Origin of the sequence: Shewanella sp. Sh95 (assembly GCF_001308045.1) — a bacterium.
Lineage (GTDB): Bacteria > Pseudomonadota > Gammaproteobacteria > Enterobacterales > Shewanellaceae > Shewanella > Shewanella xiamenensis.
Genome location: NZ_LGYY01000235.1, coordinates 125,577 through 139,556, shown reverse-complemented (window position 1 = coordinate 139,556; position 13,980 = coordinate 125,577). Strand labels below are relative to the sequence as shown.

The 13,980-nt window shown below is 45.0% G+C and carries 9 protein-coding genes; 4 read left to right on the top strand and 5 right to left on the bottom strand.

Annotated features, from left to right (window positions below; all coding sequences use genetic code 11):
* The first annotated feature begins 162 nt into the window (after positions 1–162).
* Entirely contained in the window at positions 163–1,164 is a 1,002-nt protein-coding gene (gene ccpA / locus AEA42_RS17820; RefSeq protein ID WP_055648426.1) for a diheme cytochrome c5 peroxidase CcpA, read from the top strand.
* A gap of 124 nt (positions 1,165–1,288) precedes the next feature.
* On the opposite strand, the gene yejK is transcribed toward ccpA, so the two are convergent.
* Positions 1,289–2,317, bottom strand: coding sequence for a nucleoid-associated protein YejK (gene yejK, locus AEA42_RS17815; protein WP_055648425.1), 1,029 nt, complete (start codon positions 2,315–2,317; stop codon positions 1,289–1,291).
* Positions 2,318–2,394: 77 nt separating this feature from the next.
* On the opposite strand from yejK, the gene AEA42_RS17810 reads away from it, so the two are divergent.
* From AEA42_RS17810 to AEA42_RS17800, 3 genes are all read left to right on the top strand, one after another.
* The gene (locus AEA42_RS17810) at positions 2,395–2,613 is read left to right on the top strand and encodes a YejL family protein (protein ID WP_156312369.1); all 219 of its coding nucleotides are present in this window, start codon (positions 2,395–2,397) and stop codon (positions 2,611–2,613) included.
* Between the two features lie 66 nt (positions 2,614–2,679).
* Positions 2,680–4,470, top strand: a complete 1,791-nt coding sequence (locus AEA42_RS17805; RefSeq protein ID WP_055648423.1) for a DUF3413 domain-containing protein — start codon at positions 2,680–2,682, stop codon at positions 4,468–4,470.
* A gap of 199 nt (positions 4,471–4,669) precedes the next feature.
* Positions 4,670–5,602, top strand: a complete 933-nt coding sequence (locus AEA42_RS17800; protein ID WP_055648422.1) for a GGDEF domain-containing protein — start codon at positions 4,670–4,672, stop codon at positions 5,600–5,602.
* A 629-nt stretch (positions 5,603–6,231) separates the two neighbouring features.
* Here the strand turns inward: AEA42_RS17800 and rhlP are convergent.
* From rhlP to AEA42_RS17775, 4 genes are all read right to left on the bottom strand, one after another.
* A complete protein-coding gene (gene rhlP, locus AEA42_RS17790) occupies positions 6,232–7,080 on the bottom strand; it encodes a rhombotarget lipoprotein (RefSeq protein WP_055648421.1) in 849 nt (282 codons plus the stop codon).
* Between the two features lie 214 nt (positions 7,081–7,294).
* The gene (locus AEA42_RS17785; RefSeq protein ID WP_037419319.1) at positions 7,295–7,828 is read right to left on the bottom strand and encodes a cell division protein ZapC; all 534 of its coding nucleotides are present in this window, start codon (positions 7,826–7,828) and stop codon (positions 7,295–7,297) included.
* 200 nt (positions 7,829–8,028) lie between these two features.
* Complete coding sequence (gene pyrD / locus AEA42_RS17780) at positions 8,029–9,048, bottom strand: quinone-dependent dihydroorotate dehydrogenase (RefSeq protein WP_037419316.1); 1,020 nt, start codon at positions 9,046–9,048, stop codon at positions 8,029–8,031.
* 62 nt (positions 9,049–9,110) lie between these two features.
* Positions 9,111–13,955: an NAD-glutamate dehydrogenase gene (locus AEA42_RS17775; RefSeq protein ID WP_037419313.1), complete on the bottom strand. Its 4,845-nt coding sequence runs from the start codon at positions 13,953–13,955 to the stop codon at positions 9,111–9,113.
* Positions 13,956–13,980: the final 25 nt, after the last annotated feature.

Genomic DNA, 13,980 nt, shown 5'->3' with positions numbered 1-13,980 from the left:
CTACAGAGTTAATCCAGTAAAAACAGCGAATTAGCTCACAAAAATCTAATCCACAACAGCGATAGACCCAATCGAAACAAGGCGTTATCCCTAAGCCATTTTAGTCGTTACTATCGCTCTATAAACCATACAGTTAACAAGGTTAATAAGGGAGAAAACCAGATGACAAAACTTACCGCTATCGCGATAACCCTCACAGCTATAGTAGCGAGTAGCTATGCCGTCGCCGCCGAACCGATTGAAGTCATTTCCCCAGCAAAAATCACTGAACCCGAAAAGGTGGAACTGGGTAAAATGCTGTTTTTTGAACCAAGGTTGTCTAAATCAGGTTTTATTTCCTGTAACTCTTGCCACAACCTCTCCACCGGCGGCGTGGATGCCCTGCCCACATCGATTGGTCACCATTGGCAAGAAGGCCCAATAAACTCTCCGACCGTGCTAAATGCTGACTTTATGCTGGCGCAATTCTGGGATGGCCGCGCCAGCGACTTAAAAGAACAAGCCGCGGGCCCAATTGCCAACCCCAAAGAAATGGGCTTTACCCATGAACTCGCCACCGAAACCATTGCCTCAATGCCCGCTTACCGTGCCCGCTTTGCCAAGGTTTACGGCGATGAAAAAGTCGATATTGACCGCTTAACCGATGCCATTGCCGCCTTCGAAAAAACCTTAGTCACGCCAAATAGCCCATTCGATCAATATCTATTAGGTAAACAGGATGCGATAAGCAGCGAAGCCAAAGCGGGTTACCAACTGTTTAAGGACAAAGGCTGCGTCAGCTGCCACAACGGCCCTGCGGTCGGTGGCACTATGTTTATGAAGATGGGCTTAATCAAACCATTCCACACCAATAATCCTGCCGAAGGACGTAAAGGTGTAACGGGTAAGGATGCGGATAAGTTTGTGTTTAAAGTACCAACGCTGCGTAATATCGAGCTCACCTACCCCTACTTCCACGATGGCAGTGTATGGACGCTCGAAGAAGCGGTAAATACTATGGCGGATATTCAGTTAGGGCAAAAGCTTACCGACAAAGAAACCAAGGAAATGGTGGCGTTCTTAAATTCACTGACAGGTGAACAACCGCAGATCGCCCTACCAATTCTGCCGCCATCGAATAAAGCGACGCCGCGCCCAGTACCTTTTGCGACGGGAGCAAAATAAAGGTTAAACCTAAGAAGCATTTAGCATAAAACAAAGGCCGAGGATAAACTCCTCGGCCTTTTTGTTTAATGCTTGGTGCTTAAAAGCTGACGCTTAAAGCTTAAGCGATATTATCCCAAGCGGCTTATTCGCCCTTAAGACGTCTATCTAGCTGATCTTTTAAGTTTGCCGGCACGCCTTTAATCAAAATTGTGTCGGAAATCGGATCGTAAATCACTCGCTGACCTAAATGGCCACCATCGAAGCTAATGGTGACTCCGCCACCGGTACCCGAAAACTTCTTCAATTGTCTTAAGGTCGATTTATCGGCGGGAAATTCTTCATCCAGATCATAACTGCCACCACGGGCAAAGTCATAGAAAGACTCCATACCTTGATCGGCAAGCTCATCCGCTAAATCTTTGATCTCAATATCGGCGCCTTCGTCGAACCGCTCGGAGCAATATTCAAACACTTTATTACGACATTGCTGGCGTTCTTCTTTGGTCAGGTCACTACTGGCGACAAAGTCTTCCACCGCGTTCATCAAGGTTTTGTTTTGCGCCTTGGTATTCACCCCTTCGACACAGCCCATAAAGTCGAGGAAGAAGTCCGCCACTTTACGGCCTGCACGCCCACGGATAAAGGAGATGTACTTGCGAGAATCTTTATCAGCCTGCCATTCGGTGAGATCGATTCGCGCAGCCAATTGGATATTGTTTAAATCCAAATGGTTATTTTGTGACAGCTCCATATCATCGAGTACCGTCATTGACGATTTTGCACTGAGCAGCGCCACAAACAAATAATCACTCGCCATGTTGGTGTAGCAGGACATCAACAAGAATCCGCCTTGGCTAAAATCATATTTTGCCAACTCTTCCTGCAACAACTTACTGGCTTGGCCGGTAAATTCGACGAAACCTAAATCCCCTGCACGGTATTCCTTTAGCGCATTGGCAAACGCCGGATTAGCCTCACCATCATCACCGTGAATACCAAAATAACCGAATCCTTTGCCGGATTTGCTGGTATAAGTCTGATGCAACTCTTCGAGCATCATCTCGACAGCCTGACCGTTCAGCAGAGGTTGAGGACGTAAACGGCAGCGTAATTGACCCTGACTGTCCTGGGAAATCTCGTGAATAATTGCTTGTTCGATGTTAATACTCATAAGCCCTGATAGTGATGCTGGAATAAATCCGCTATTATATGCCGCTAATCCATTCCAAAGTGAAACATTTTTTGATTATGGCAATCCAATCGAAATACTCAAACACACAAGTTGAATCATTAATCGCCGAAATTTTAGCGGTACTCGAAAAGCACAAAGCTCCTACTGACTTAAGCCTGATGGCGCTAGGCAACTGTGTCACTCACCTGCTCGAGCGCAAAGTGCCAAGCGAATCTCGCCAAGTGGTCGCCGAACAATTTGCGAAAGCGCTCGCACAATCGGTGAAATCCAATTAAGTTAGTCGAGTAACAATGATTAAAACAGCATAAGATACAACGCCTTTTAGGAATAAGCGGATCACTATGGTCGAGCGAAAAAAACAAATGAGCCGCGATCGCGTATCGCGACTCATCAACTGGGGACATTGGTTCGCCTTCTTTAATGGCCTATTGGCGATGATCGTCGGCACACGCTATTTAAGTAGTGTGGGTTATCCCGAAACCTGGTTTGGCTGGGGCTATCTCGCCGTCAGTACCATTGGCCAGTTCAGTTTTCTTGCTTTTATCGCCTACTTGATCTGCCTATTCCCACTGACGTTAATCTTACCTTACTCCAAGATACTCAGAGGCTTAGCGGCCGTTATTGCGACCTTAAGCCTGTGTATTTTATTGTATGACACGATTGTTTATGCCGATTACGGCATGCACTTGAGCCCCTTCGCCTTTGATTTAGCCTGGGCCGATTTGAGCGCCCTACTCCACGGTACGTCCTATATCGTCACGCCAATCGCCATTTTGGTGATTGAGCTAACGGCGGCGAACTTCCTGTGGAAACGGATTGAAAAAATCCAAAAAATCAATCTTGGCAATAAAGTCATAGCCTTTGTTGGAGTATGCTTTGTTAGCAGCCATTTGATCCATATTTGGGCCGATGCCGCTGATATCACCGAAATCACCCGTTTCGATGACACGTATCCGCTGTCGTACCCCGCAACGGCTCGTAGTTTTATGGAAAGCCATGGCATTGACGGTTCATCCCAAATCGATGATGACGCGAATCATGCCACTAATGTGCTCAGCTATCCTATCCAGCCACTGCAATGCCAAGCGGATAATAAACCAAACGTATTAATGCTAACCATCGACAGCTTACGTGTCGACATGGTGGACGCCAAGACGATGCCGTTTTTGCATCAATACACCGAGCAGAATCAGCATTTTACTCACCACTACAGTGGCGGCAATCAATTTAAGACGGGCATGTTCTCCCTACTTTATGGTTTACAAGGCAGCTATGGCGATGCACGCATCTTCAATACTACAAGTCCAATCATCACCCGCAGCTTTAAGCAGGAAGGTTATGAACTAGGCTTGTTTATCCCAGAAACCAATCTGAATTTACGCTCCGCCCAGGCCATGTTTAATGACTTTACCCCCGTCATAGCCAAAGAAACAAATGGCAGTGCCGAGGCGGATATTCTTAGTGTTGGCCACTTTACACAGTGGCAAAGCGTGCAACAACGTCCTTGGTTTGCCCTAGTAAACCTTAAAGCACCCGAGAATTTTGATACACCGGTAGGCTTCCTCGGTATCGAAACTGTCAAAGCCGATGCGAATTTACAACCCGCGCAAAAGGTATTATTTAACCAATATCGCCAATCATTGAATTTTATTGATAAGCAAATTCAATCGATTGTAAGTCAATTACCTAGCGATACCTTAGTAGTGATCACCGGCGTCAACGGCAAAATGTTTACCAGCAATAGTGACGAAGCACTACGTAATTTGTCACCAGATAGCGTTAGAGTCCCACTGGTTATCCACTGGCCAAATGTAGGAGCTAGCACAGTTAACTATCGCACTAGCCACTATGGTATCGTTCCCACTTTAATGACCCATGTCTTAGGCTGTACCAATAACCCCACAGACTACAGTGCGGGCCGTAGCCTGTTGCAACCGAGCCAAGAAACCTGGATTTACATCGGTGACAGTCGCATTTTTGCCATTTACCAACAGTCGGAAATCACCGTCATCGACCGCCATGGTAAATACCGCATTTACGATGAAAACTTTGAGCACAGACTGCACAAAAAGATGAGCGCACCTGAGCTTATTCAAGTGATGCGCGAAGGCAGGCGCCTTTACAATCACTAAAAAGTATTTTACCTCAAAGCCCTAAATCACTTAGGGCTCTTTGTTTTAACAATTTCATTGCGAGTAGCGTGTTGCAAAGCCAACAACTTGATCACATTAATCACACCATTACCAAACTAATATCAGACAGTTAGTCCATTAAATGCTAAAATAACTATATGACTCATAAATGATATTTTTATTTGGCTGATCTCATTCCATGACTCTTATTAAAAACGATCAGAATCAAGCCTTTGACGCCATTCATACCATCCTTAGCAGCCTAGATGCGCTGGTCTACGTTTCTGATTTACACAACTATGAGCTACTGTATTTAAACGATTATGGAACGGCCATTTGGGGCAAACCCGCGGGTAAAAAGTGCTATCAACTCCTCCAAGCAGGCCAAAATAGTCCCTGTGCTTTTTGCACCAACCACAAACTGATTGGTCCCGAGGGCGACGCCACTGGTGTGCATGTATGGGAGTTTCAAAATACCCAAAATAAGCGTTGGTACCAGTGTCGAGATCAAGCGATTCGTTGGACCGATGGCCGCCTGGTGCGGATAGAAATTGCCACTGATATCACTGAACGTAAACACATGGAACAGGCATTAATCGAGGCTAAGTTCATCGCAGAGCGCCTTGCAAATACCGACGAGCTCACAAAACTCTTCAATCGCCGCGCCTTTTTCCATTTGGGGCGCCCTATCGCACATCAGTCAGGCCAAGCGCTGGCGTTTATTATGTTTGATATTGACCATTTTAAGCGCGTCAATGATCAATGGGGACATGCTACAGGCGATGCTGCCCTTATCCATATCGCACAGCTGACGCAAACTAAACTGAGAACAAATGATATTCTTGCTCGTTTAGGCGGCGAAGAGTTTGGGCTGATTTTACCCAACACCCAACATGAACAAGCATGGCAAATTGCAGAGTCGATTCGCCATGGATTTGATACAGAGCCACTTTACCTTGATGGACACACCATTCATTGCACCGCAAGCTTCGGCATATCATCCTTGATCTTGCCTCAAATCAATCATCCCGATGAAGCACAAGCACTCTTGGAGACCCTATTTAATAATGCTGATCAGGCCATGATGCGAGCGAAACGCACAGGCAGAAATCGAGTCTGTGATGCGGAATAAACCAGCTCAAAGAAAGTTTAGCCATTTAAATTCAGCTTAAGACTCAAGATCGGATAAGCATTTTTAGCCAGTAAGGCAGTTTTTATCGCCATTGAGCCTGCTTTATAGTCCAATAGAATGGTTTCGCGGCTTAACAGTTTATTCCTCAATTCAAGACAAATTTGTCGTCAGGTGTACTGGATAGCCCATATACCCATACATTGTTAGTCGATTTCTGGTAAGGCCAAACATAGGCAAATAGATAAGAATATGTATGGTAGCAGGTGTGGGAATTTTCGGTTGAGCTAACGACCCGAAACACATAATGGGTCAAAAGCTTTTAGCCAGATGAACAGTTCAATGGTCATTAAGATTGGCATTGTTGCAACTGTGACCGTTGGCGGCATGGATGCCGCCGTCGAGCCCTCAGGGATGCTTCTTGTGAAATAAAATGGCGGCCTGTCACAGGGGAAACAATGACAATTCATCCTACACACCTGACGACAAACTTATCTTACTTGGGGCAAAAGCCTTTAACCGGATTAACCGTGTAATGGTTAGTTAAGATTAGCATCAATAATGCAGTCTCTTAACGGCATAAATATCATCCTAACTAACCTTCCCTATCTCACTAAATAACCCCAACTCAACTATTCTCGGCAGATAGTTAAACGGCGAAGCGCAAATATACCCAGTAGCGAAAGGATTAATAGGGATAAACTGCCACCGCCGCTATAACCTTGTTTATGTTCTATGGTCGCAATATGTTCTTCTTTCACACGGGTTTTAAAGCGGGCTAATTCGGCGTCTAAATTAGTGATCATATCGTTTACCGCTAGATCAAAGCCTTCGGCGGATTTTTCACGTAACACGTTGGTGACGCTTACCGCGGTTGACGTGTCAGTAAGTTGGTTGATGCCGGGCGCCCTAAACAGCATTTTTTGGCTACGCATATCAAATACAGCGGTATCGACAAAGGTTTGGATCGCGTTTTCATTGCCGGGCACCATATACATGCCGACTATGGTCCAATACAGCAGTGAAGCCTTATTCTCGCTGCTTTGTAATAGTTGATCGTAAGACACCAGTGCCATCACATCGACATCGTGTAAGCGGGCAACCTGCTGCAAGGTGCTAAAACCTTTGCCATTTTTAAGGTAAGTGCTGGGAATTAATTCGATACGGTCAATAAAGTCGTATTTCACAAAAGACTGTTTTACTTTATCCAGCAAGGCGATTTGCGAGCTGCTATCGAGGGCTTCGGATTGCCAATGGGTGGAAGGTAAAAAGGCGATGCCGACCGTGATGGGAAGACGTAACACGGGAATACTGGGCTGCTGTGCCTCACGCTGTTTATCGTCGGGATAGAGATATTCAACCAGACTGCTGGAAACCACGTTTTTTTCGGTGGTGTTACCGTTAAAAAAAGCACTGCAACCACTAAGCAAGATGCTAATCGATGCCAGCGCGCCTACAAGCGCAATGAATTTTGTTTTCATCTGTTTCCCTACCGTATCCTTACTGCACACAGGCCCATGCAACCCGTGCATATTGCCGCTACCTTAGCGAGTCACTGCTGTAAAAACAAGCCGTTAACTTCACATATCGCGCTTTTGTTTGGCTTTTTAGAGGCTTAGAAACAACCAAGCCGCATCGAAATGCGGCTTTGGCTTTGATAACGACATAAATAACATCACAAACTAATCATAATGATTATGCTGCAACCACATGCCGCTGTGCGCGAAGTGGGTGTAAACGATTATGCATTACTTTAATAGTTTCGAACTGCACCATAGTTTTAGCACCGGATAACACACATTCAGGTGATAGCAACATCACTAACGCCGATTGTAAGGTGTTTTCGACGACTAACACTAATGCACGTTGTTTTTGGCATTTAAGCTCAAAGACTTTACCGACATCACTGTAAACGCATACATCGCTGGTATCAAAAAACCAAGATTTAGGCATTTGGGGAGTCAGCATAAAATGGGCCGCTGTCGCATTAAGGGCAATTTGCACTATTGCGGCATCGGTTAGAGATAAGTTTTTTGGCAACTTGTCGAGTAAGCTCATATAGAATTTGGCGTGCGCGATATTAAATTCCATGCTTGATAAGGCATCAGGAATTAATGATTTCGCTTTATAAGCCGTCAGAAATTCTATCTCGGAACCTAACGAAACGCCTAATACACCATACGAATCGTTATATTTCCAGTGCCAATCCTTTTGTGGCAATAATAACATAACGTTTACCTACTATTTGAACACTGCCACATCATAGTAGATATTTTATGCAATATCAAAATAAAAATAATAAAATACAAATTAATTAACAATTACTTAGAAGATCTATTTAGAGATCATAACCGCGATCTGATGATCGTTTTAGATCGCGGTTATGATAAAAGATCTTGTTTTAGATCCTTAGTGAGATTTAAAGATCATTATTTTAAGCGATAAGCTTCAACTATCTCTTTAATTAACTTTGGACCTTGATAAATAAAACCAGAGTAAATCTGAACCATTGTCGCACCGGCATCAAATTTTGCTAAGGCATCTTCAGCACTATTAATCCCGCCCACACCAATAATTGGGAGTTTTCCCTGTAAAGAAGTCGCCAATTGTTTAATCACTTTTGTTGACAGTTCTGTTAAAGGTTTACCGCTTAAACCACCGCTTTCATTAGCATTGGTAAGCCCGCTAACACCGTCACGAGTTAAGGTTGTATTGGTCGCAATTGCACCGTCAAACTGATTTTTAATTAATGCTTGAGCAATATTTTCAATTTCTTCTGTGGTTAAATCGGGAGCAATTTTAAGGGCTATTGGTACATATTTTTTATGCTTCTCTGCTAGCTCAAGTTGCTTGGTTTTTAATGCGCTTAATAATTCATCTAATAGATCGCCATATTGTAACGATCGTAATCCTGGCGTATTGGGTGATGAAATATTCACCGCAATATAGGCGGCATAAGGATAAACTTTATCCATGCAGATCAAATAATCGTCTTTCCCCTGCTCTACTGGCGTGTCTTTATTTTTACCTATATTGACCCCAACCATGATATCGGTTTTCTTTGCGATCAAATTTTTGACCAGATTATCGACACCTTTGTTATTAAAGCCCATGCGATTGATAATCGCCTTGGCGGGTTTTAATCTAAATAAACGGGGTAAATCATTACCGGGTTGTGGTCTTGGAGTAACAGTTCCCACTTCCACATGACCAAATCCCATCGCATGAAAAGCATCGATCGACTCACCATCTTTATCCATACCTGCGGCTAAACCCACAGGATTTGGAAACGTCAGCCCCATAAAACTCACTGGCGCAGGAGCAATATGCTGAGCATAAAAAGCATTCAGAGGGCTATTACCTGTCAGTCTCAGGCTACCAATGGCTAAATTATGCGCTCGCTCAGGATCCATCTGAAACATGACTTTCTGTGCGATTTTATAAAACATGTACTTTCCTCGACCTAAAAAAAGCCCCGGCGATCGCCAGGGCTTCTGATTGTTATAAAAGTTTACTTTTGCCCTTCGCAGTGAAGGATCAGAAGGTTAAGTTCACGTAGGGCGACAGAGAACTTAGCAAACTCATGGCTTTGCGACGTTTTAAAGTCAGCTAGCATATGGAACCATCTTTCCAGTAAGGCTTGATTAGTATCAATCCACTGGGAAATCACGCTCTGTGCGTTACAGGTTGCACTGCACGTTCTTAAAACCACTGACGTCAACGCACGTTGCTGCCAATCCAGCTCTTCCCTAAAGGCTGCACGGGCCAGTGCTTGCCAATGGTTAGTAACTGGTTGCGCACTGATCTGTTCTAGGAACCAGTGCAGCTCAACACGGGCACCGAGTTTGAAATAAGTCTCGGCAACAAGCGCAACTGTCTTCTCTTCTGTCTGCGCAATTTGCGCAATATCAAGTGTAGAGAACAGTGTGCTCATATTAGCAACGGTAGAGGCAACATCCTGAGGCACATTCTCTTTAATCAGAGCATTGATCTCAGCTTGGATACCTGCCGCTTCTTCTTCGACTAAGTATGAATGAACATTCGCTTTGAGTTGTTCAAATACAGGTTTGAAGAAAGCAACAGTTTGCTCAATGCTCCAACTACGGTTACGGTGACGCAGGAACCAGCGGCATGCACGACGCATATTACGACGTAACTGGTGCAACATTTCACCTTGAACCACAGCAGGTACAATACCGTTTAAGTCAGTGATTGATTTAGTTAGTTCAGCTAAACCAAAGACTTCGCGAGCCATAGTGTAACAAATCGCCGCATCGGCAACTGAGGCACCTGTCTCATCTTGCATACGTTGAACAAAGTTAAGCCCCATGTCGTTGACCAACTCGTTGGCCAGCGATGTAGCAATGATTTCACCGCGCAATGGGTGCGTAACCATTTTATGACTGTACAGTTCCTGAAGTTTTTTCGGGAAGTATGCAATCAACAATTGGCTCAACAATGTATCTTCAGTGATTTCAGGGGTGAGTAACTGCTCTTTCAGTACCATCTTAGCGTAAGCCACCAGCACTGATAGCTCTGGACGCGTTAATGCACGGCCATTAGCTAGACGTTCTGCGAGTTCTTCTTCCGAAGGTAAGAATTCTAACGCACGGTCTAACTTGCCTTCTTTCTCCAGATACTGGATAAAGCGAATTTGCTCTTTTAGTTGTTCTGCACCACGGACTTGAGTCACCGAAATCGTGCGAGTTTGGTCTTTACAGTCTTGTAGAACAATTTGACCCACTTCTTCGGTCATCTCTTCCAGTAAACGGTTACGTTGCTTGAGTGTCAATTCACCCTCTGCCACTAACGCGTTTAACAGAATCTTGATGTTTACTTCGTTGTCAGAACAATCTACACCACCTACGTTATCCACGAAGTCAGTGTTGATACGACCGCCGTTGGCCGCGTACTCAATACGACCTAATTGGGTACAACCTAAGTTACCACCCTCGCCCACGATCTTGGCGCGCAGTTCACGACCATTGACGCGCAGTGCATCGTTAGCGCGGTCGCCGACTTCAGCATTGGTTTCGCGGGAAGACTTAACGTAAGTACCGATGCCACCGTTCCAAATCAGATCGACTGGCATTTTCAGCAGCTCTTTCATCAACTCGGTTGGTGTCATCGACGCCTTTTCAGTTTCCAGCATTTGTTTCATTTCAGCAGATAATGGAATCGACTTAGATGAACGCAGGAAGATGCCGCCGCCTTTAGAGATCAGTTTGCTGTTGTAGTCTTCCCAGCTTGAACGTGGCAGTGCGAACAAACGGGCACGCTCTTCATAACTGGCAGCAGCATCCGGATTTGGATCGATAAAGATATGCATATGGTTGAATGCGGCCACAAGTTTTGTGTGCTTAGACAACAACATACCGTTACCAAATACGTCACCCGCCATATCGCCGATACCTAAACAGGTAAAGTCGGTAGTTTGGCAATCGATACCCACTTCGCGGAAATGGCGCTTAACAGATTCCCAGCCACCTTTAGCCGTGATACCCATTTTCTTATGGTCGTAACCGTTACTACCACCCGATGCGAACGCATCACCTAACCAGAAATTGTATTCTTGGGAAATGGCGTTAGCGATATCTGAGAAGGTCGCAGTGCCTTTATCCGCAGCCACAACGAGGTATGGATCATCCTCATCATGACGCACCACATCTACTGGATGTACGATTTCACCGTTAACGATGTTGTCAGTAATATCGAGCAGTGCACGAATAAAGATGCGGTAGCACTCTTGGCCTTCAGTGAAGAACGCCTCACGGCCCCCTTCAGTTGGCAGCTGCTTACAAACGAAACCACCTTTTGCCCCTACAGGGACAATAACGGTGTTTTTCACTTGCTGTGCTTTCACTAAGCCAAGCACTTCGGTACGGAAGTCTTCACGACGGTCAGACCAACGCAAACCACCACGAGCCACTTTACCACCACGTAAATGCACACCTTCAACCCGTGGCGAATAAACGAAAATTTCGAATTTCGGTAGTGGGCGTGGCATTTCAGGGATCATCGAAGGCATAAACTTGAAGGAGATATAGCTCTTCGGTTCACCCTTAGCATCTAATTGATAGAAGTTTGTCCGCAGCGTAGCGTTAATCAGATCGAGGTAACGACGGATAATACGGTCATCATCTAAGCTTGATACTTCGTCTAAACGTAGGTTGATCTGCTCCATAAACTTGCCCAATGTGCGGGTTTTCAGTTTTGGATTGAACTTACGGATAAACATTTTTACCAACAAATCAGCGATTTGTGGATAACGACCGAAGGTTTCTTCAATATAGGCTTGGCTGAATGTCGCATCGATTTGACGCATGTATTTAGCGTAAGCACGCAGTACGGATACTTCACGGCCCGTTAAACCTGACGCCAGAATGATACGGTTAAAACCGTCATCTTCTAATTTCTTTTGCCACACTTGAGACAGTGCCGTTTGGAATCTGTCTTGGCTATCGGCGATATTGTCAGTATTGGCGACTTTGACCGTCATTAAGAAGTCTAAGATCCAGAAGGTTGAACCGTCTGAGGTCGTCACTTCATAAGGGCGCTCGTTGATCACGCGCAGACCAAAGTTTTCCAGCATTGGCAGTACGTCAGAAAGATGGATTGGTTCATCTTTATGGAACAGTTTTAAACGCACTTTGTTGTCGTTCAGCGCAGCTTCCTGCGGTTGATAGAACAACATGCCTAATTTGTGTTCGTCATCTAGCGCTTCAAGCTGTTGCATATCCACAACGGCCGAGCTTGGCAATACATCTTCTTTATAGCTTTGTTCGAAGGCGTTAGCGTAACGCTTCATCAGATGAGTACCGGCTTCTTCACCTAAGGCGTTATTTAGCGCAGTATTTAACTTATCTTCCCAAGAACGTGCCGCTTCAATTAAATTGTTCTCTATGGCAGCCACATCTACATCCATATTATTGTTATCAACTTTGACAATGTAGTGAGTACGGGCCAGGGTTGACTCGGAGAAATATGTCGTAAACTCTACATCTTCTTTGCTGTTGAAATGCTGGGCCAGAATACGCTGGGTATCTTGGCGAAGTTTAGTGTTGTAACGATCTTTAGAAACATACACTAAACAGGATAAGAAACGCCCGAAACCATCTTTACGAACAAAGAGTTTCAGTTTATCCCTGTCTTGCATCTCGAGCACACCGTGCGCTGTGTGTGCTAAATCTTCCACATTGGCTTGAATTAGCTCATCGCGCGGTAAGTTTTCGAGAATGTTCAGTAGGGCTTTGTAATCGTGAGAACGTGGCGTTAAACCTGAGCGATCTAATACACGTTGAACTTTTTCGTTCAGCAGCGGGATCTCACGTGGGCTGCGGTTATACACGTTTGAAGCGTATAAACCGATGAATCTGTCTTCACCAACCACATTGCCTTTTTTGTCGAAGCGTTTGATACCGATATAGTCAACATAGGCTGGACGGTGCACACGGCTCTTGGCGCTGCTCTTAGTCAGGATCAACAAACTGTGATCTAAGGCTTCTTTACGCGCACTATCAGAGAAGCTTGATAGCAACAAACCTTGCTCTGGTTGAGCCTTATGGTGCTTGTTCATTAAGCCTAAACTCGAGGCCATATTCGGCACCAACTCAACATCCCCTTCAACACGTTTTAAATCGTATTGACGGTAGCCCAGTAAGGTAAAATGATGATTATTAAGATAAGTTAGGAAGTTAATCGCTTCTTCTAACTCTTGCTTCTCACCGGGGAATGGACGCTTAGGCAGGTCTTTAATAGTCTCACTCAGCTTGGCTGACATGGCTTCCCAGTCATTAACTGATGCGGCGACATCGCCAAGCACTGATTGGATTTCACGCTCAAGGGCTTTGATATCCGCGCTACTGTTTTGACGATCGATTTCAATCAGGAAAACCGCGACCTGCTCAGTGCTGTCAGGGCTTTGCTTCAAGTAAGTTACTTTAGTGACTTCTTGCGCTGAACGCTCAATCGCCAGCGGAGTGTGTAACATCATATGGGCCGTAATACCCATGCGATTCAATGCCATACCAACAGAATCAACCAAGAATGGCATATCAGGTTGGATGACTTCAATGATCGAATGGGTCGATTGCCAGCCGTGTTTAGACTGACTTGGGTTGAATACTCTGAGGTGAGTTTCCCCTTTCGGGGTTTTATTCAGTGCATTCCATAAACTGAGAACGGCACCGTACAGATCGCTGTCATTACGCGCATTGAGGTCGTCTTTCGACATGTGGGCATAAAGGCAGGTCGCGAACTGTTCAACTTGCTTGGCTTGTGAATTAGGGACTTTAGCGTGAATTAAACTGACTACATTTTCAAGTAGTACTGAAGGCATTGCATCTTTCAAGGCCATGTTGCTGTTTCCTTAAGCGTCTATG

Coding starts and splice junctions, on each gene's coding strand:
- AEA42_RS17800 (WP_055648422.1), top strand. CDS start 4,670: ATGACTCTTATTAAAAACGATCAGAATCAAGCCTTTGACGCCATTCAT.
- AEA42_RS17785 (WP_037419319.1), bottom strand. CDS start 7,828: ATGTTATTATTGCCACAAAAGGATTGGCACTGGAAATATAACGATTCG.
- AEA42_RS17805 (WP_055648423.1), top strand. CDS start 2,680: ATGGTCGAGCGAAAAAAACAAATGAGCCGCGATCGCGTATCGCGACTC.
- AEA42_RS17775 (WP_037419313.1), bottom strand. CDS start 13,955: ATGGCCTTGAAAGATGCAATGCCTTCAGTACTACTTGAAAATGTAGTC.
- ccpA (WP_055648426.1), top strand. CDS start 163: ATGACAAAACTTACCGCTATCGCGATAACCCTCACAGCTATAGTAGCG.
- rhlP (WP_055648421.1), bottom strand. CDS start 7,080: ATGAAAACAAAATTCATTGCGCTTGTAGGCGCGCTGGCATCGATTAGC.
- AEA42_RS17810 (WP_156312369.1), top strand. CDS start 2,395: ATGGCAATCCAATCGAAATACTCAAACACACAAGTTGAATCATTAATC.
- pyrD (WP_037419316.1), bottom strand. CDS start 9,048: ATGTTTTATAAAATCGCACAGAAAGTCATGTTTCAGATGGATCCTGAG.
- yejK (WP_055648425.1), bottom strand. CDS start 2,317: ATGAGTATTAACATCGAACAAGCAATTATTCACGAGATTTCCCAGGAC.